This window comes from Kitasatospora sp. NBC_00039 (genome assembly GCF_045160625.1).
Classification (GTDB): domain Bacteria; phylum Actinomycetota; class Actinomycetes; order Streptomycetales; family Streptomycetaceae; genus Kitasatospora.
Genome location: NZ_CP108289.1, coordinates 5,201,227 through 5,219,503, shown reverse-complemented (window position 1 = coordinate 5,219,503; position 18,277 = coordinate 5,201,227). Strand labels below are relative to the sequence as shown.

At 72.6% G+C, this 18,277-nt stretch carries 19 protein-coding genes; 7 read left to right on the top strand and 12 right to left on the bottom strand.

Features of this window, described 5'->3' with window-relative positions:
• Positions 1–51: 51 nt before the first annotated feature.
• Positions 52–2,436 (bottom strand): PQQ-binding-like beta-propeller repeat protein, encoded by a 2,385-nt coding sequence (locus OG286_RS23190; RefSeq protein ID WP_396321534.1) that lies wholly within the window; start codon positions 2,434–2,436, stop codon positions 52–54.
• A gap of 425 nt (positions 2,437–2,861) precedes the next feature.
• On the opposite strand from OG286_RS23190, the gene OG286_RS23185 reads away from it, so the two are divergent.
• Positions 2,862–3,509, top strand: coding sequence for a TetR family transcriptional regulator (locus OG286_RS23185; RefSeq protein ID WP_380313970.1), 648 nt, complete (start codon positions 2,862–2,864; stop codon positions 3,507–3,509).
• 345 nt (positions 3,510–3,854) lie between these two features.
• Here the strand turns inward: OG286_RS23185 and OG286_RS23180 are convergent, their stop codons facing one another.
• The 6 genes from OG286_RS23180 to OG286_RS23155 all read right to left on the bottom strand — a co-directional run bounded on the left by OG286_RS23180 (position 3,855) and on the right by OG286_RS23155 (position 9,919).
• On the bottom strand, positions 3,855–4,799 hold the full coding sequence (locus OG286_RS23180; protein ID WP_396321535.1) for a beta-ketoacyl-ACP synthase III: 945 nt from the start codon (positions 4,797–4,799) through the stop codon (positions 3,855–3,857).
• Between the two features lie 130 nt (positions 4,800–4,929).
• On the bottom strand, positions 4,930–6,264 hold the full coding sequence (locus tag OG286_RS23175) for a L,D-transpeptidase family protein (protein WP_405365760.1): 1,335 nt from the start codon (positions 6,262–6,264) through the stop codon (positions 4,930–4,932).
• A gap of 168 nt (positions 6,265–6,432) precedes the next feature.
• Complete coding sequence (gene mqnE, locus OG286_RS23170; RefSeq protein WP_405359729.1) at positions 6,433–7,596, bottom strand: aminofutalosine synthase MqnE; 1,164 nt, start codon at positions 7,594–7,596, stop codon at positions 6,433–6,435.
• Positions 7,597–7,689: 93 nt separating this feature from the next.
• Positions 7,690–8,652: a threonine/serine dehydratase gene (locus OG286_RS23165; RefSeq protein WP_396326110.1), complete on the bottom strand. Its 963-nt coding sequence runs from the start codon at positions 8,650–8,652 to the stop codon at positions 7,690–7,692.
• A gap of 4 nt (positions 8,653–8,656) precedes the next feature.
• Positions 8,657–9,118 (bottom strand): Lrp/AsnC family transcriptional regulator, encoded by a 462-nt coding sequence (locus tag OG286_RS23160; RefSeq protein WP_209417486.1) that lies wholly within the window; start codon positions 9,116–9,118, stop codon positions 8,657–8,659.
• Positions 9,119–9,247: 129 nt separating this feature from the next.
• A complete protein-coding gene (locus OG286_RS23155) occupies positions 9,248–9,919 on the bottom strand; it encodes a UbiX family flavin prenyltransferase (protein ID WP_396326111.1) in 672 nt (223 codons plus the stop codon).
• A 68-nt stretch (positions 9,920–9,987) separates the two neighbouring features.
• Between OG286_RS23155 and OG286_RS23150 the strand changes: the two genes are divergently transcribed.
• A complete protein-coding gene (locus OG286_RS23150) occupies positions 9,988–10,731 on the top strand; it encodes a cyclase family protein (RefSeq protein ID WP_396326112.1) in 744 nt (247 codons plus the stop codon).
• A gap of 112 nt (positions 10,732–10,843) precedes the next feature.
• Positions 10,844–11,560: an MOSC domain-containing protein gene (locus OG286_RS23145; RefSeq protein WP_396326113.1), complete on the top strand. Its 717-nt coding sequence runs from the start codon at positions 10,844–10,846 to the stop codon at positions 11,558–11,560.
• Between the two features lie 54 nt (positions 11,561–11,614).
• Here the strand turns inward: OG286_RS23145 and OG286_RS23140 are convergent, their stop codons facing one another.
• Positions 11,615–11,986, bottom strand: coding sequence for a VOC family protein (locus tag OG286_RS23140; protein ID WP_396326114.1), 372 nt, complete (start codon positions 11,984–11,986; stop codon positions 11,615–11,617).
• 119 nt (positions 11,987–12,105) lie between these two features.
• Between OG286_RS23140 and OG286_RS23135 the strand changes: the two genes are divergently transcribed.
• Positions 12,106–12,747, top strand: a complete 642-nt coding sequence (locus OG286_RS23135) for a hypothetical protein (protein ID WP_405365759.1) — start codon at positions 12,106–12,108, stop codon at positions 12,745–12,747.
• A 47-nt stretch (positions 12,748–12,794) separates the two neighbouring features.
• On the opposite strand, the gene OG286_RS23130 is transcribed toward OG286_RS23135, so the two are convergent.
• Together OG286_RS23130 and OG286_RS23125 are read right to left on the bottom strand one after the other, a co-directional pair.
• Positions 12,795–13,415 carry a DJ-1/PfpI family protein gene (locus tag OG286_RS23130; RefSeq protein WP_396326116.1) on the bottom strand — a complete coding sequence of 207 codons (621 nt, stop codon included), beginning with the start codon at positions 13,413–13,415 and terminating at the stop codon, positions 12,795–12,797.
• A gap of 107 nt (positions 13,416–13,522) precedes the next feature.
• Positions 13,523–14,005, bottom strand: coding sequence for a diadenosine tetraphosphate hydrolase (locus OG286_RS23125; RefSeq protein ID WP_396326117.1), 483 nt, complete (start codon positions 14,003–14,005; stop codon positions 13,523–13,525).
• Between the two features lie 140 nt (positions 14,006–14,145).
• On the opposite strand from OG286_RS23125, the gene OG286_RS23120 reads away from it, so the two are divergent.
• Positions 14,146–14,784 (top strand): DUF998 domain-containing protein, encoded by a 639-nt coding sequence (locus OG286_RS23120; protein WP_405360207.1) that lies wholly within the window; start codon positions 14,146–14,148, stop codon positions 14,782–14,784.
• Between the two features lie 44 nt (positions 14,785–14,828).
• Positions 14,829–15,044, top strand: a complete 216-nt coding sequence (locus tag OG286_RS23115) for a DUF4287 domain-containing protein (RefSeq protein ID WP_405360209.1) — start codon at positions 14,829–14,831, stop codon at positions 15,042–15,044.
• A gap of 2 nt (positions 15,045–15,046) precedes the next feature.
• Here the strand turns inward: OG286_RS23115 and mqnP are convergent, their stop codons facing one another.
• Together mqnP and OG286_RS23105 are read right to left on the bottom strand one after the other, a co-directional pair.
• Positions 15,047–15,952: a menaquinone biosynthesis prenyltransferase MqnP gene (gene mqnP, locus OG286_RS23110; RefSeq protein WP_396326120.1), complete on the bottom strand. Its 906-nt coding sequence runs from the start codon at positions 15,950–15,952 to the stop codon at positions 15,047–15,049.
• A gap of 73 nt (positions 15,953–16,025) precedes the next feature.
• Positions 16,026–17,483: a menaquinone biosynthesis decarboxylase gene (locus tag OG286_RS23105; RefSeq protein ID WP_405360212.1), complete on the bottom strand. Its 1,458-nt coding sequence runs from the start codon at positions 17,481–17,483 to the stop codon at positions 16,026–16,028.
• 111 nt (positions 17,484–17,594) lie between these two features.
• On the opposite strand from OG286_RS23105, the gene OG286_RS23100 reads away from it, so the two are divergent.
• Positions 17,595–17,999 (top strand): PLD nuclease N-terminal domain-containing protein, encoded by a 405-nt coding sequence (locus tag OG286_RS23100; protein WP_396326122.1) that lies wholly within the window; start codon positions 17,595–17,597, stop codon positions 17,997–17,999.
• Positions 18,000–18,277 lie beyond the last annotated feature (278 nt).

The following is an 18,277-nucleotide window of genomic DNA, read 5'->3' as shown; positions in this document are numbered from 1 at the left end:
GCGCAGGGGCGGGGGCCGTCGGCCGACCCCCGCCCCTGCCGTCTCCCCCGGTCAGTGCGAGGGCACCGCCGTGCCGTAGTAGGCGTCCAGCGCGTAGACGCAGCGGTCCTTGCTGCCGACGAAGACCTTCCCGCCGACCGCCACCGGCGAGCCGGTCAGCTCGCCCTTGGTGCCGAGCTCCCAGCGCAGCTGACCGGTCGCCAGGTCCAGGGTGTGCAGCGACTGGTCCCGGCTGCCCAGGTGGACCAGGCCGTCGGCGACCGCCGGGGAGCCGACGATCTCGCCCCTCGCGGTGTACCGCCACCGCTCCCGGCCGGTGGCCGACTCGAAGGCGTACAGCACCTCGCCGCTGCCGACCAGCACCATGCCGTCCCCGACCACCACCGGCTCGGCCCCCTGCCGGTTACCGGTGACGCCGCGCCAGCGGTCCCGGCCGGTGGCCGCGTCCAGCGCGTACACCGTGCCGAGGTAGTCGGCGACGTACACCGCGTCGGCGTCCAGCGCGGGCGGGGTGAAGAGCACGACGGGCGCCTCGAAGCGCCAGCGTTCGGCACCGCTCGCCGCGTCCAGCGCGTACACCCGGGTGCCGGCCGTCACGTACAGCACCCCGGCCCGCTCGGCCGGGCGCGACGGCACGTCCTCGCCGACCGGGAAGGACCACCGCAGGCCCGCCCCGCGCGGGTCTACGCAGCGCAGCCGCCCGCCGCCGTAGTAGTACGCGGCGCCGCCCACCAGGGCCGGGCCGGACTGCGGGTTCTCGTAGTCCTGCTGGGCGTCGTCGGCGCGCCACAGCTCGGCGCCGCCGGCCGCCGAGCGCAGCTGCACCCCGCCGCCCCGGACGCCGCAGCAGAGCACGCCGTCGGCGGCGTCCAGCGAGTAGACCCAGCCGTCCAGCGAGCTGCGCCAGCGCTCCGTGCCGTCCGCGACGTCGACGGTGTAGAGGTGCGGGCCGTCGGCGGCGTGCACCCGGCCGGCGTCGACGGCGAGCGCCCAGGCGACGTCGCGGGTCTTGTAGCGGCGCTGGCCGGAGGCGATGTCGAGGGCGTGCACCTCGAAGCTGGAGACGAAGAGGGTGCCGTCGGCGATCACCGGGGTGCCCCAGACGTCGTTGGACATCCGGAACCGCCAGGGGCGCCAGCGGGCGGCCCGCACCGGCGGCGGCGTGGCCCGGCGGACCCAGTCGGTCTCGGCAGGCGCGGAGCCCGGCCCGGCCTGCTCGGCCCTGGGCCCCGGGCCTATCCGCACCGAGGCGTTGGGCAGCCGCACCTCGGCGGCGCTCTCCCCGGCGACCGGGGCGCGGTGGCGGCGGGGGGCGGCGAGCTTCTCGGTGGCGGCCTCGGTGTCCGGCCCCGGGAGCGCCGGTGCGGCGTGCACCGGCCCGGTGCTGGGCGGGGCGTGGTGCCCGACGGGGTGCCGGGTGCGCGGGTCGTCCCGGTTCGGCCGCTGCGGCGGTACCGGCGCCTGCTGCAGAACGGGCTGGGGCTGCACCGGCTGCGGGGGCACCGGCTGCGGCGGCGCAGGGGCTACCGGGGCGGGCGGGGGCTGACGGCGGCCGCGCTTGCGCTCGATCAGCTCCAGCGCGTTGGGCGGCAGCCAGTCCCCGGCCTCGCCGGAGGCGTCGTCCCGGGAGAACAGGTGCGGGGCCAGCTCGGCCTGGATCTGCGCCGGCGACGGCCGGTGCTCGGGGGACGGCCGCATGCAGGCGCGGACCAGGTCCACCAGCTCGGCCGGCAGGCCGGAGAGGTCGGGCTGCTCGCGCAGCAGCTGGAACACCGTCTCGACCGGGTTGGCACCCCGGTACGGCGGGTGGCCGGTGGCGCAGAAGACCAGCAGCGAGCCGAGCGAGAAGACGTCGCTGGCGCCGGAGACGCTGCGGCTGTCGCGGGCCTGCTCGGGAGACATGTACGCCGGGGTGCCGACCGCGACGTTGGTCATGGTGAGCCGGGTGCTGGAGACCCCGGCCGCGATGCCGAAGTCGATCACCCGCGGGCCGTCCTCGACCACCAGCACGTTGGAGGGCTTGAGGTCGCGGTGGACCAGCCCGGCGGCGTGGATCGACTGCAGCGCCTCGGCGATGCCCGCCACCAGCCAGCGCACCGCCCCCGCCGGCAGCGGCCCGCACTCGGTGACCAGGTCCTCCAGGGACGGCGCCGGGACGTACGCGGTGGCCAGCCAGGGCACCCGGGCGTCGGCGTCGGCGTCCACCACGGCCGCGGTGTAGAAACCGCCGACCGTCTTGGCGGCCGCGATCTCCCGGGCGAAACGGACCCGGAACAGCTCGTCCTCGGCCAGCTCCCCCCGGACGGTCTTGATGGCCACTCGCCGGCCGGACGCGGAACGCGCCAGGTAGACCAGGCCCATCCCGCCCGCGCCGAGCCGCCCCAGCACCTCGAAGGGCCCGATCCGCCTCGGATCGTGCGCCGTCAGCTGGTCCACTCCGCTGCCACCTCCCCGTTTTCCGCACCCACCACGGGGTGCCGGACCCGATTCTCCAATGCCGCCCGGCCCATCTCCAACCTCCCCCGCCCAGAGGCTCCCCGGGGGCCCGTCGCGGTCGCCGTCCGGTCAGTGCCGCCGGAACGGCCGGATTCTGACGTCCGCTCCGGCGGCGGCTTGCATCCGGCCCGCCCGGACCCACCGCGGCCGGGTCCGCACCCAACCGGAGAGCGTCACGCTCTGTCACCGGATCACCCCTCAGCGGAGGGGCCGTCACGCTGTGAGGTCATAAGCACACGGGGGGGCTTGACCGGAGCACGGTGAATATCCGTCCGAACTGGTTCACACCCCTATACCAACCCCCGGGCGGAGTAATTGTCACATCACCGAATCGCGCCAAGATCGAGCCACGGTAAGCTGACGGCATGACAGGACAAGTTCGCACCGTCGACGGTCGCGTCGCCGGGCGACGCGGACAGGAGACGCGGCAGAAGCTGCTCGACTGCCTCCGCGAGATGCTCAGCACGTCGCCCTATCGGGACGTCAAGGTCATCGACGTCGCCCGTATGGCGGGTACCTCCCCCGCGACCTTCTACCAGTACTTCCCGGATGTCGAGGGCGCTGTCCTCGAAATCGCCGAGGAAATGGCCAAGGACTCCGACACGCTCAAAGAGCTGGTGGCCGGAAAGTCCTGGGCAGGGAAGTCCGGCACGGCCACTTCGGAAGAACTGGTCGACGGATTCCTCGCCTTCTGGCGCAAGAACGACGCCATTCTCCGAGTGGTCACGCTCGGTGCTGCCGAAGGGGACAAGCGGTTCTTCAAGATCCGCATGACGGTCCTCAACGCAGTCGCCAAGCCACTTACGGATGCCGTCAAGGAACTCCAGGCGAAGGGCCAGGCCGACAAGTCGCTCGACCCGGCAGCCGTCGCCGGCTCTCTGGTCTCGCTGCTCGCTTCGGCGGCCGAGCACCAGAAGGCCTTCACCTCCTGGGGCGTCAAGGTCAAGGACCTCAAGCCCAACCTCGCTCCCCTGGTGTACCTGGGTGTCACCGGCAAGAAGCCGCCCAAGTAGACCGATCCGCCAACCCACCCATCCGCTCCGCGCGCAACCCCGGCCTCCTGTCCGGGGAACGACGGACGGCGGCCGTGTCCTCGGGGGAGGTCTGCCGGCGGTCCGCAGCGCGCCAGACATGCCGGTGGGCGGGCACCCACTGCGGGGTGCCCGCCCACCGGCATTGTTCTTTTCCGGTCGCTACCGGACGGATTCAGGACGGGTTCAGGACGGCTCAGGCGGGTTGAGGACGACCGGTGACGCCCAGGCGACGCCCAGGGACCGCTCAGGCGCCGCCCAGGGGCCCCTCAGGGGCCGCTGAAGGCCCACTCGGGGCTTCGGGGCGCCGTTCCGGGGAGAGGCCGCTCAGGGGCAGCGGACGACCTGACCGGCGTACGCCAGGCCGCCGCCGAAACCGAACAGCAGCACCGGGTCGCCGGGCGACAGCTCGCCGCGCTCGACCAGCTTGGAGAAGGCCAGCGGGATGGAGGCGGCCGAGGTGTTGCCGGACTCCACCACGTCCCGGGCGACCACCGCGTCGGGGGCACCCAGCTTGGCCGCGATCGAGTCGATGATCCGCAGGTTGGCCTGGTGCGGCACGAAGCCCTTGAGCTCCGACGGGTCGATCCCGGCCTTCTCGCAGGCCTGCCGGGCCAGCGGGGCGATCTGGGTGGTGGCCCAGCGGAACACCGACTGGCCCTGCTGGCTGATCACCGGGTCCCAGCCGGTGATCACCACGGCGTCGCCCTTCTCCGGCTCCGAGCCCCAGACCACCGGGCCGATGCCCGGCTCGGCGCCGTCCTCCTGGGCCTCCACCACCGCGGCGCCGGCACCGTCGCCGAAGATCACGCAGGTGGTCCGGTCGGTCCAGTCGAGGGTGTCCGACATCCGCTCCGCGCCGATCACCAGGGCGGTGCGGGCCGCACCGGCCCGGATCGCGTGGTCCGCGGTGGCCAGCGCGTACGAGAAGCCCGAGCAGACCGTGTTGATGTCGTAGGCGGCGGGCGCCGTCACGCCGAGGCGGGCGGCGACGGCGGCGGCCGTGTTGGGGCTGCGCTCGACCGCGGTGCAGGTGGCGACCACGACGAGGTCGATGTCGGCGGCCGTGCGGCCGCTCTTCGCCAGCGCCTTCTGGGCCGCCTCGGTGGCGAGGTCCACCAGGGTCTCGCCCTCCGCGATGTGGCGGGTCCGGATCCCCACCCGGCTGCGGATCCACTCGTCGTCGGTGTCGACCAGCACCGCCAGGTCGTCGTTGGTGAGGACCTTCGGGGGCTGGTAGTGGCCGAGTGCCACAATGCGCGAACCGCTCATACAGCCACTCAACCCGGTTACCCACTGGTCTGCGGGGCGCGACCGGCTACAGGATCCGCGCCCGGAAGCTGTAGGAGGCCCACAAGGGCCGTTGCGGCGCCTGGGCCCACCACCCCGGACGGGTGCGCCCTCAGGCGGCCAGCGAGGCCGCGTCGCCCATCACGATCACCGGGTGGGCGGCCGGATCGAGGGTCCGGATCAGCAGGGCCATCTTGTCCTCGGGGACGGAGACGCAGCCGTGCGTCGGGCCGTCGTGGTCGACATGGATCCAGATCCCGCCGCCCTTGGAGGAGCCGTTGGGGCGGCGCGGGTCGAGCGGCGAGTTGCCGGGCACCCGGTTGTAGTTGATCGCGACCACGTAGTCGAAGGAGCCGGCCAGCTGGTCGCCGAAGAAGCCCGTCCCGGAGACCACGAAGCTCGGGTCCTTGTCGTACGGGAGCTTGCTGCCCGGGTCGGCCTTGCGGCCGCCGGCGTCGGTGAGCGAGAAGACCCCGATCGGGCTGCGCAGGTCGCCCTCGTTGTGGTCGGTGGTCCAGCCGTTGTTGCCGTTGTGGCCCTGCCAGGTCTCGCCGGCCAGCCACCGGCCCTCGGGGGTGCGGGTCCAGAGGGTGACGGTGTTCTTGTTGGCGTTCTTGTCCTGGCCGGAGGCGAGCACCACCTGGGTGGTCTCGGCGGGTATCCGGGCGGTGAAGGCGGCGCCGAGCCCCGGTATCGAGGCCACCGAACCGTCCGGCCGGGCCTCGCTGCGACCGGCGGCGGGCTCCCCGGTGTGCCGGTCGTCGACGGCCTGGGCCGCGGGGGCGGCCTGGGCACCGGCGGCCGGGGACGGCTGGTCCGGGGTGGAGACGCCATCCGGGCCGGGGCCGTCGGCGGTGGTGACGCCGGGCTTGGCGGAGTCCTGGCCGACGGTGTACCAGCCGGCGGCTGCCGCGAGCAGCAGCGCGGTACCGGCGGTCACGGCCTTGCCGGTGCGCTTCTTCGGCTTGGGCTTGCGGCGGTGGCCGCGGGCGGCCGCCCGGCCGCCGACCGGAGCCGCTTCCGCGGGCGCCGCGGCCGAGGCCACGACCACCGGCTCGGGGTCGAGCCCGGGCGCGAGGTCCGGCGCCGGCTCGGCGGCGTACGACGGTCCGGGCTCCGACCAGTACGCCCGCTCGGTCTCGGCGGGGTCGGCGGGGTACGAGTGGAAGGGCTGGTCGTAGGCGTCATAGGCGTCATAGGCGCCGTGGCTGCCGTAGCCCTCGTAAGCGGCCTGGCCCTGGTAGCTCTGCGGGGCCTGCTGGTTCTCGTACCCGTAGGGCGGCTGGTTCCCGTCGGCCGTGTACGGCTGCGCCGTGCCGTACTCCGGGTAGGACGGCTGCTCGTAGACCCCGTAGGACTGCTGCGGCACCTCGTACCCCGGCTGGTACGCCGGTTCGTGCATCGGCTCGTACGGCGGGTACGTGGTGGCGCGATGGGAACCGGACATGCGGCCGATCCTGCCAAACCAACGGCCTGTTGGGAAACCCGGGGGCTGTGCGGGGCCGGTGAAGACTGGGCCGGCCCGGGTGGAAACGCCCGTCTCCCGGGCCGGGCGGCGGCCCGGGAGACGGGGGAAATCACTGGTCGGCGTGGGGCCGCGCCGGTCGGTGCCCGGTCAGAGGCGCATGGCCTGCGGGGTCTCCCGGCGCGTCAGGTCCGGGCCGTCGTACTCGCGGATGACCTCGTAGCGGGTGTTGCGCTCCACCGGGCGGAAGCCGGCGTCCCGGATCAGGCCCAGCAGGTCGTCCCGGCCGAGCTTGTTCGGGGTGCCGAAGTTGTCCGCGTCATGGGTGATCTTGTACTCGACCACCGAGCCGTCCATGTCGTCCGCACCGTGGCTCAACGCCAGCTGCGCCGTCGTGACACCGTGCATCACCCAGAACACCTTGACGTGCGGCACGTTGTCGAAGAGCAGCCGGGAGACCGCGAAGGTCTTCAACGCCTCCGCACCCGTGGCCATCTCGGTGCGCGCCATCAGCCTGTTCCGCACGACGCCGTCCTTGGAGTCGTGGAAGTCGTGCTGGTAGCGCAGCGGGATGAAGACCTGGAACCCGCCCGTCTCGTCCTGCAGCTCCCGCAGCCGCAGCACGTGGTCCACCCGGTGCCGGGGCTCCTCGATGTGGCCGTACAGCATCGTCGACGGCGTCTTGAGGCCCTTGCCGTGCGCGAGCCGGTGGATCCGCGACCAGTCCTCCCAGTGGGTGTCGTGGTCCACGATGTGCTGACGGACCTCCCAGTCGAAGATCTCCGCACCGCCACCGGTCAGCGACTCCAGCCCGGCATCGATCAGCTCGTCCAGGATCTCGTCCGCCGGCAGACCGCTGATCTTCTCGAACCAGTGGATCTCGGTCGCGGTGAACGCCTTCAACGAGACGTTCGGCAGCGCCGCCTTCAGCTCCCGCAACGACCGCGGGTAGTAACGCCACGGCAGGGTCGGGTGCAGACCGTTGACGATGTGCAGCTCCGTCAGGGAGTCCACCTCCATCGCCTTGGCCAGACGCACGGCCTCCTCGATGCGCATCGTGTACGCATCCTTCTCGCCCGGCTTGCGCTGGAACGAGCAGTACGCACAGGACGCGTTGCACACGTTCGTCATGTTGAGGTGACGGTTCACGTTGAAGTGGACGACATCGCCGTTCTTCCGCGTCCGCACATGGTGGGCCAGACCACCCAGCCAGGCCAGGTCATCGCTCTCGTAGAGCGCGATCCCGTCCTCCCGGGTCAGCCGCTCACCCGCGTAGACCTTCGCCTCCAGCTCGCGCTTCAGCCCTGCGTCCATGCGGTGCCCCGCCTCCTCCGACTTCGAATCGTTGCCGGAACGAGCGTACGCCCCTGGCGCCCGCGGCCCCGTCGCGACCCGGGCGCGGCGACCTCAGCCCGCCAGTAGCTCCGCGAGCAGGGCCGGCTCGATGTTGCCGCCGCTGACCACCGCCGCCACCGCCTGGCCGCCGGTCTCGGCCGCGCGGTGGAAGTACGCGGCCGGGGCGACCGCGCCGGAGGGCTCGGCCACCAGCCGGCCACGGCGGGCCAGCAGGGCCACGGTGGCGCGGATCTCGTCCTCGGTGACGGTGACGATGTCGTCCACGTAGGCGGTGAGGTGCTCGAAGGGCAGCTCACCGACCGAGGGGGTGCGCAGCCCGTCCGCGATCGTCCGGTAGGTGTCGGCGACCGGCCAGGAGAGCCGCTCACCGGCCCGGAGGCTGGCCTGGGCGTCGGCCGCCAGCTCGGGCTCGACGCCGACCACCCGGACGCCCGGGCGGGTGAGCTTGAGCGCGGCCGCCGTGCCGGAGATCAGGCCGCCGCCGCTGACCGGCACCAGCACGGTGTCCAGCTCGGCCGGGGCGTCCTCGGCGATCTCCAGGCCGACCGTGCCCTGGCCCGCAATGATGAACGGGTCATCGTACGGCGGCACCCAGACGTAGCCGTGCCGCTCGGCCAGCTCGCCGGGCAGGGTGTCGCGCTCCTCCGGCGAGACCAGGAGCACCTCGGCGCCGAACGCGCGGGTGGCGTCGACCTTGACCGCCGGAGAGGTGTCCGGCATCACGATCACGGCCTTGATGCCGAGCAGCCCGGCCGCGTACGCCACCGCCTGCGCGTGGTTGCCGCTGGACTGGGCGACCACGCCGCGGGCCCGCTCCTGCCCGGTGAGCGCGGCGAGCCGGTTGTAGGCCCCGCGGGTCTTGAAGGCGCCGGTCGGCTGGAGGTTCTCCGGTTTGAGCCAGAGCCGGCGCTCGCCCTGGGCCGCCCAGGGGGCGGGGACCAGCGGGGTCCGTACCGCCACCCCGGCGATCCGCTGCCGGGCCGCGCGCAGCTCCTCCAGACCGACCAGTGCCATCGTTTTACTCCCCTTCGGCCAGAGGGAGTTCGCTCACCCGGTTCTCCCACTTCGTGGAGAGTACGACGGTCGTACGGGTCCGGGCCACGCCTTTCGTCCCGGAGATCCGCTTGACCACCGACTCCAGGCCCTCCACGTCGGAGACCCGGACCTTGAGCATGTACGAGTCGTCACCGGCGATGAACCAGCAGTCCTCGACCTCGCCGAGGTCCTTCAGCCGGTGTGCGACGTCCTCGTGGTCGGCCGCGTCGGTGAGCTGAAGGCCGATCAGGGCCGTGACACCGAAGCCGAGCGAGGCCGGGTTGACCGTCGCCCGGTAGCCGGTGATGACCCCGGCCTGCTCCAGGCGGTTGATCCGGTCCGTGACGCTCGGGCCGGAGAGGCCCACCAGTCGGCCCAGCTCGGCGTAGGACGCACGGCCGTTCTCCCGGAGCGCCTGGATGAGCTGTCTGTCCACCGTGTCCATATACCGTCCGCGTCCTTCCGAACCTCACCAGACCCACAGATCATTATCCGGATTCAAAGGCGCCATGCGCGGAACAACCCGGGTATCGCAGAGAACATACTCTCCCGCTCCCGGGCTCCTCACTCCCCCTCACTCCGGCTGCGCGGTGTGGCGCGCGGCCGCGCCCAACTCACCCTCCCAGCGCCGGTACAGCGTGTGCGGTACACCGACCGCGTCCAGCACCCGTCCGGCCACGAAGTCGACCAGCTCCCGGACGGTGGAGCCGCCCGCGTAGAAACCGGGCGAGGCGGGGAGCACGACGGCGCCCTGCGCGTCCAGCTCCACCAGGTGCTTCAGCGTCACCCCGTTGAGTGGCGCCTCTCGGACGCAGACCACCAGCGGGCGGCGCTCCTTGAGGGTCACGCTGGCGACCCGCTGGAGCAGGTCCTTGCTCAGGCCGAGCGCGATCCCGGCCACCGCGCCGGTGGTCGCCGGGACCACCAGCATGCCCTTGGCCGGGTAGGAGCCGCTGGACGGGCCGGCCGCGAAATCCCCGGCGGGCCAGTAGCGGACGTCATCGAGCTGCTCCGGGCCGAAGCGGGCGTCGTCGGTGGCCAGCCAGGCGGCGAGGTCGGTGCGCCAGTGCGCGTCACGGAACGAGATGCCGGTCTCGTCCAGGATGGTGAGCCGGGCGGCCCGGCTGACGATCAGGTCCACCGGCTCCCCGGCGGCGATCAGCGCCCGGATCACGGAGGCCGCGTACGGCGTACCGGACGCGCCCGAGACCCCGACCACCCACGGCTGACGCTTGTCTGTTCCCATGGCTCCCTTTCTATACGGAGGCCACCGCAACGGCCCCATCCGCCGTCACCCCTGGGAGGATGGGCGGCATGGCAGCGACCCTCGTCGACCTCACCCATCAGGTGACCACCGCGATGCCGGTCTACCCCGGCGATCCGGCCGTCGTCCTGGAGCCCGCGCTCACCACCGCCACCGCCGGGGTGAACGTGCTGGCCCTGCACCTCGGCTCGCAGTCCGGCACCCATGTGGACGCGCCGTACCACGTGGACGTCACCTGGCCGACGCTGGACGGCCTACCGCTGGAGCGGTTCACCGGCCCGGCCGTCGTCGCCGACCTGCGCGGTCTGGAGCCGCGTGCGGAGGTGACGCCGGAGCTGCTCGCCCCGGCGCTGGAGCGGTCCGCGGAGGGCACCGTCCTGCTGCTGGCCACCGGCTGGGCCCGGCACTGGGGCACCGACGCCTACCTCGCCCACCCCAGCCTGACCGCCGGGGCGGCCGAGGCGATCGTCGCCGCCGGGGTGCGGACGGTCGGCGTGGACGCGCTGAGCGTCGACCCCACCCCCGATCCGGGCCCGGGCGACCCGGCGGTGGCCGCGCTGCTGGCCGACCTGACCGACGAGCACGACCGGCCGGCCGCCGCAGAGCCCACGCTGGCCGCGCACCGGGTGCTGCTCGGCGCGTCCGGGGGCGGCGTGATCGCCGAGAACCTGACCGACCTGCGGACGCTGCTCATGGCCCAGCAGGCCGGGCGGCCGGTGGAGGTCTCGCTCTTCCCGCTGCGGCTGGTCGCGGCCGACGGCGCGCCGGTGCGGGCCGTGGCCCGGCTGGGGTGAGCGGTCGGGCTCGACCGGGCGGGCTCGACCGCACCGGCTTGACCGGACCGGCTTGACCAAAGGGGAACTTGGTCTAGACCATCCCCGGCGGGCGCCGCTAGGCTTTCCCGCCATGGCAGAGATCATCGGAGTGATCGAGCAGCTCTGGCGCTACCCCGTGAAGTCCACCGGCGGCGAGCGGCTCGACTCCGTCGAGGTGGACGAGCGCGGCCTGGCCGGCGACCGCCTGTACGCCGTGCGCGACGGCGCGGGCAAGTTCGGCTCCGGCAAGAACACCCGGCGCTTCCGCCGGATGGACGGCCTGCTCCGCCTCTCCTCCCGGCTCGGCCACCGGCTCGACGGCCCCGAGCTGTTCGACCCGCTCGGCCGGCCGGTCGCCGACCCGGCCGCCTTCCTGCGCGCCTACCTCCAGCGCCCGGACGTCGCACTCGCCCGCGAGGACGCCGTCTCCCACCTCGACCAGCTCCCGGTCAGCGTGCTCACCACCGCCACCCTGGACTGGGTCCGCGCGGCCTGCCCGTCCACCGTCGTGGACGAGCGCCGCTTCCGCCCCAACATCCTGCTGCGCACCCCGCCCGGCACCCGGCCGTTCGTCGAGGACGACTGGTTCGGCCACGAGGCCCGCAGCGGCTCCAGCGCCGGCGCCCGGCTGGCCTTCGTCCGCTCCAGCGAGCGGTGTGTGATGACCACCGCCGCCCAGCCCGGCCTCCCGCGCGCCCCCGAGATCCTCAAGGCCGTCGCCCAGGCGCACGACAACCGCCTCGACGCCCTCGCCGAGGTGGCAACTCCCGGCCGCCTGAGCGTCGGTGACGTCCTGTCGCTGGACTGAGCACACGCGGCAGGACTCCGCCCGCCCTGCGCGGGCACCGGCGAACGTTTCCGGTCAGCCGGCCCTGATCAGGCAGAACGGGTGGCCGGCCGGGTCCGCGTAGACCCGCCAGCCACCGGCGTCGGACAGCCTGGTGGCGCCGAGGGCGAGCACCTCGCGCTCGGCGCCGTCGAGGTCCTCCACGTCGATGTCCAAATGCACCTGCTGGGGGTGCGCCGGGTCGGGCCACTGCGGCGGCCGGTGGTCGGCGACACCCTGGAAGCAGAACACCGGGCCGCCCTCGGTGTGCACGGTGGACCACGTCTCGTCCAGCGACCACCGCCGGTCCGGCCGGTCGACCTCGCCGCCCAGCAGCGCCGCGTAGAACCGGGCCAGCACGGCCGGTTCCGGGCAGTCGAGGACGGTGCACTGCAGCTTGCCGATCACGTGTTCCTCCCGGGGTCCGGCTCGTTCTCGCCCACCGTGCCATGCGGGCATCGTGCCCGCACGGCCGCCCGCCGGGCACCCGCTTTACAGCAGGGTGCCACAGTCGGGAGCATGATCGGATGATCATGGGCGCAGGGTCGCTGGAGGAGCGGGTGGCGCGGATGCGCCGGGAGCGCGGGCTGCTCACACCCGGGGAGCTGATGGACCTCGCCGACCAGGGCGTCGTCGTACTCGACCCGTTCTCGGTGATCGTCTCGCGGCGGGTCCGGCTGCACCCCGGGAACGTGCTCTACCCCGGCGTGGTCATCGAGTGCGACGAACACAGCGGCTGCCTCCTCCGGCGGGGGAACGTGCTGCACGGCGGCACCCTGATCACGGCCACCGGCGGCGGGGTCATCGTGATCGGCGCGCGGTCGGAGATCGGCGAGGGCGGTGCACGGATCAAGGCGGCCGGAACCGACAGCATCGAGCTCGGCGACGAGACCTGGCTCGGGGGCGGCGCCGAGGTGACGGGCTCCAGCCGGATCGGCTCCGGCGCTCAGGTGCTCGGGCAGGTCTCGGCCCGTTCGGTGGTCCTGGCCGCCGGCCATCCGTACGGCTACCCGGACCCGGACGGGAGGGGCGGGGTGCTCAAGGGCTTCGGCCGGGCCCAGGGCGTCCGGGTCGGGGTGGGCGAGGTCGTCAACGGCAAGGGCGACTTCGGCGACGCACCGGTCGAACGGCAGCGTGCCTACCACCCGGAGGCGCCACGGCTCGGCTAGGCCGGCCCCGCCGTCCGGTACCGGCGCCGTCTGCTGGGCTGAACGTCTCAGCCCAGCGTGCGGGTGCGCTCCCGGACGGCAGCCGGCGCCTTGGCCGGGGAGCCGGTGTCGAACGGTGGTTGGGGGTCGTACTCGGTGCAGAGCTGGATGGCCTGGGCGGTGACGTCGTCGGTGAGCAGGGCAGCCAGCCGGAGGGCCATGTCGATACCGGACGAGACACCCGCCGAGGTGATGATCCGTCCGTTCCGGACGACCCGCTCGGCGGTGTAGGTGGCGCCGTGGCTCTCCAGATCGGCGACGGCGCCCCAGTGGGTGGTGGCGGTGAGCCCCTTGAGCAGCCCGGCGGCACCGAGGACGAGGGAGCCGGTGCAGACGGACGTCGTGAACCGGGTCGTCTCGTGCACGCGGCAGATCCAGTCGAGGAACTCCGGATCACCGGCGAGCGGCCGGGTGCCGTTGCCACCGGGGACGAGCAGCACGTCGCAGGCGTCGACCTCCGAGTAACGGGTGGGAACGTCCACCGTGAGGGCTCCCAACGCGTCGCCGACCCGGCCCGGTTGCGGCGCGACGAAGCGCACCTTCGCGCCCGGCACGTACGCGAGGATCTCGTACGGGCCGATCGCGTCGAGCGGCTCGAAGCGATCGAAGAGCGGGATCACGATGTCCATGTCCCGCAGCGTAGGCACGGGTTGGATCGGCTTTCCATGCCCGGCCGCGAACTTCACGCCATCGAGTGGCCCCCCGCTCCCGCGGGAATACCAGCCGGCGGGACCGGTCAGCCCACCACGTCGAGCGCGGCCCCGACAGCGGCGCGGATCGCGTCGTGCTGCGGGCCGAGGGCGTACTGCGGGTCGCGCCAGTGGTCCTGCGGGTAGAGCCAGACCGGCATCCGGACGAGGTGGTCGGGCTCCCAGTCGAAGCGGGGCCAGACGTGGGCGTGCAGGAAGGCGTCCTTGTTGCCGAGGATCTCCAGGTTGACGCGCCGGAACGCCGGATCTGCGGCCCGGCAGGCCCGTTCGACGGCCTCGCCGAGGCGGTCCATGTCGGCGAGGTAGGCGAGCCGGCGCGGGCGCGGCAGGTCGGAGAGGCGCTCGACACCCGGTTCGTCGGTCAGCAGGATCGAGTATCCGGGCAGGAACTGGACGTCGCCGACGACGGCGAACCCGGCGTCCAACCGCCTCATGACGGTGGGGTTCTCACCGCGCAGCGCGCTGCCGATCCGGTCGGCCCGCCAGCCTGGAGTGGTCTCGTCGATCATGCGCAGATGCTACGTCCCGGCCCGCACGACCGTCCCCCGGCGGGACGTTCGTCCCTCTGCGCCACCACCCGACCCTCCTGTGACCCGGATCACGCCGGGCATGCCGATGAGTTCCGCTCACGCTCCCGGTCTTACCGGGCATGACGAACACCACCGCAGTGCTGAGCGCCCCCGCCACCCGCACCCGCACCCTGCTGACCGCCGGCGCCGCCGCGGGCCCGCTGTTCCTGGCCGTGGGCATCACCCAGGGCCTCACCCGTGAGGGCTTCGACTTCGGCCGCAACGCCATCAGTCAGCTCGCGCTCGGCGGTCTCGGCTTCATCCAGGTGGCGAGCTTCCTGGTCACCGGCGTGCTGACGATCGCGGGCGCCGTCGGCCTCCGCCGGACCCTGCGCAACAGCCCCGGCGGCACCTGGGCCCCTCGCCTGGTCGGCGTGTTCGGCGCGTCGTTCCTCGTCAGCGCCGTGTTCAAGGCCGACCCCGGCGCCGGGTTCCCGGTCGGCGCCCCGGAGGGCCGGGTCGCCGAGCTCAGCCCGCACGGCACCGTCCACATGATCGGCGGCTCGGTCGGCTTCCTCGCCCTCTGCGCCGCCTTCCTGGTGCTCGCCCGGCACTTCGCCGCCGCCGGCGAGCGCACGTGGGCCGTCGCCTCCCGCGTCGTGCCGGTCGGCGTGCTGGCCGGATTCGCCGGCTCCGGAGCCACCGTCCTGGCTTTCACCGCCGGGGCCGCCCTCGGTCTGGGCTGGCTGACTGCAACCACCGCCAAGCTGACTGCGTGACAACCACCGGATCCGGATCACCACACGACCAGGAGACCCCCACCATGAGCACCGAACCCGCCAAGGGCCCCGCAAGCTACTTCCCGTCGATCGAGAAGAAGTACGGCGAGCCGGTCTCGCACTGGCAGGAGCTGATCCGCTCCTCCCCGCTGACCAGGCACATGGAGCTGGTCGCCTGGCTCAAGAGCGAGCACGGTCTCGGCCACGGACACGCCAACGCCCTCGTCAAGCACACGCTCGACGAGGGCGGGAAGAGCTGACGTCAGATCCCGAGGCCGCGCACGACCAGGTCGACCAGTGCGAAGAAGAACAGCGAGATCCCGACGAACCCGTTCGTCTGGAAGAACGCCCGGTTCAGCTTCGACAGGTCGTTCGGCTTCACGATGGTGTGCTCGTAGACGAAGGCGCCGGCCACGACCGCCAGCCCGATCCAGAACGCGGGCCCGGCGTCGGTCAGCACCGCGTACCAGCCGAGCAGCAGCGTGGTGAGCACGTGGCAGACGCGGGCGCCCCGGATCGCCGCCGGGATGCCGAAGCGGGCCGGCACCGAGCGCACGCCGCCCGCCCGGTCGGAGGCGACGTCCTGGCAGGCGTAGATCAGGTCGAAGCCGCCGATCCAGATGCCCACCGCCGCGCCCAGGACGACCGCGTCCCAGGACCACGAGCCCGTGACGGCCAGCCAGGCGCCGACCGGGCCCATGGCCTGGGCGAGGCCCAGGATCGCCTGCGGGAAGTCCGTGAACCGCTTGCCGTACGGGTAGACCACCATCGGGACGACGGCGACCGGCGCCAGCGCGAGGCAGAGCGGGTTCAGCAGCGCGGCCGCGCCGAGGAAGACCACCAGCGCGATCGCGGAGCCGGTGTACGCGGTCTTCACCGACACGGCGCCGGTGACCAGTTCACGCCCGGCGGTGCGCGGGTTCCGGGCGTCGATCTCGCGGTCGATGATCCGGTTGGCGGCCATGGCGAAGGTGCGCAGGCCGACCATGCAGACCGTGACGATGAACAGCTCGCCCCAGTGCACCCGCTCGTCGGCGAGGAACATCGCCGTCAGCGCGGCGATGTAGGCGAAGGGCAGGGCGAAGACCGAGTGCTCGATCATCACCAGCCGCAGGAACGCCTTCACCTTGCCCGGCGGGACCTCCGGAAGCGCCGCAGCGGTGCTCATGCGCCCGCCTCGCTTCGCTCGGCAGGGGCATTCGCCCATGCGCGCCCTTCGATGTTTCGCCCGCTGCGCTCGCTCACAGCCCGTACTCCTTCCAGCGGCGGTCCACCAGCTCGGCCGTGGCCGGGTCGGAGGAGACCATCTCGGGCCAGCCGCCGTCCCGGGTGTAGCCCTCCTCGGGCAGCTTGCGGGTCGCGTCGATACCCGCCTTGCCGCCCCAGAACTGCTGGTAGGAGGCGTGGTCGAGGTGGTCGACCGGGCCCTCCACCACCGTCAGGTCGCGGCTGTAGTCCACGTTGCCGAAGGCGCGCCAGGCGACTTCCTGGTAGTTGTGCACGTCGCAGTCGGAGTCCACCACGATGATCAGCTTGGTCAGCGACATCATGTGGGCGCCCCAGATGGCGTGCATCGTCTTCTGGGCGTGCTTGGGGTACTTCTTGTCGATCGAGACGATCACGCAGTTGTGGAAGCCGCCGGCCTCGGGCAGGTCGTAGTCGACGATGTCCGGGATGATGATCTTCAGCAGTGGCAGGAAGAACCGCTCGGTGAACTTGCCCAGCGGGCCGTCCTCCGTCGGCGGGCGGCCGACCACGATGGACTGCAGGATCGGGCGGCGGCGCATCGTCACGCAGTCGATCTTCAGTGCCGGGAACGGCTCCTGCGGCGTATAGAAGCCGGTGTGGTCGCCGAACGGGCCCTCGGGCAGCATCTCGCCGGGCTCCAGCCAGCCCTCCAGCACGACCTCGGCGTCGGCCGGGACCTGGAGCGGGACGGTCTTGCAGTCGACCATCTTGACCCGCTCCCCGGCGACGAAGCCGGCGAACAGGTACTCGTCGATGTCACCCGGCAGCGGCGCGGTGGCGGCGTAGGTGACGGCCGGCGGGCAGCCGAAGGCGATCGCGACCGGCAGCCGCTCCCCGCGACGGGCGGCCACCGCGTAGTGGTTGCGGCTGTCCTTGTGGATCTGCCAGTGCATGCCGATGGTGCGCCGGTCGTGCCGCTGGAGCCGGTAGAGGCCGAGGTTGCGGATGCCGGTGTCCGGGTCCTTGGTGTGGGTCAGGCCCAGGTTGAAGAAGGAGCCGCCGTCCAGCGGCCAGGTGAAGAGGGCGGGCAGTTCGTCCAGGTTGACGTCGTCACCGGTGAGCACGACCTCCTGGACGGCGGCCTCGCCCTGCTTGACCTTGCGGGGCGGCACGTGGGCCATCGAGGCGAGCTTGCCGAAGGCGTCCCGGAAGCCGGTGAAGCCCTGCGGCAGCTCCGGCTTCAGCAGGCCGGCGATCTTCTCGGAGATGTCGTCCGGACCCTTGAGGCCGAGCGCCTTGGCGAGCCGGCGCTCGGTGCCGAAGACGTTCATCGCCAGCGGCATCGACGAGCCCTTGACGTTCTCGAACAGCAGGGCAGGGCCCTTGGCCTTCTGGACCCGGTCGACGATCTCGCCGATCTCCAGATGGGGGTCCACCTCGGCCTTGATGCGCTTGAGGTCGCCCTCCCGGTCGAGGGCCCGCAGAAAGGAGCGGAGATCGTCGTATGCCATGCCAGTCAGTATCCGCCACCCGATAGCCTGGCTCGGTCAAGGGCCCCCGTGAAGCCGCCGCCGCTTCGAGGCCGCCCGCCACCACCGCCGTCGCCGGGGGAGATCGCCGCCGTGCTGAGGATCCTGACCTTCGTCCTTCCGCTCGCCCTCTGGGTGTGGGCGTTCATCGACTGCCTGACCACGCCCGAGGAGGAGGTGAAGCACCTGCCCAAGGTGATCTGGGTGATCATCGTGCTGCTCTTCCCGCTGGTCGGCTCGATCGCCTGGCTGGTGGCCGGCAAGCAGCGCGGCGCCCTGCAGACCCGGCCGGCGGGCCGCATCGCCGGCGGGCCCGGGTACGAGCGCCCGCGTGGCGGCCGGCCGCTCGCGCCGGACGACGACCCGGAGTTCCTGGCCTCGTTGAAGAAGGACGACAACCGGCACGAGGACATGCTCAGGCAGTGGGAGGCGGACCTGCGCCGCCGCGAGGAGGAGCTGCGGGGCAAGGACGAGCCGGAGGACGGCCGCAAGAGCTGACGCACTCCCTCGGACAGCCCACCCGGGACCATCCGGGTGGGCTTCGGTGTTTTTGGCGTATCCCTACGACTGATCGGCCGCCGAGGCCGCCCCTTCCCGCCCGGCCGACCCCGCCGGAGCCTGCCCGCAGCGGCTCCGTGGGCGGCCCGCCGACGACCCCCGGCGACCGGCCTGACCTGCACGTTTCCTCATGTCCAGATCATCCGAACGGGACCCGGCGGACAGCATCGGGTAATCGAACGGACACCGTCCGCACACGGCCTCCGGGGCCGGTTTCT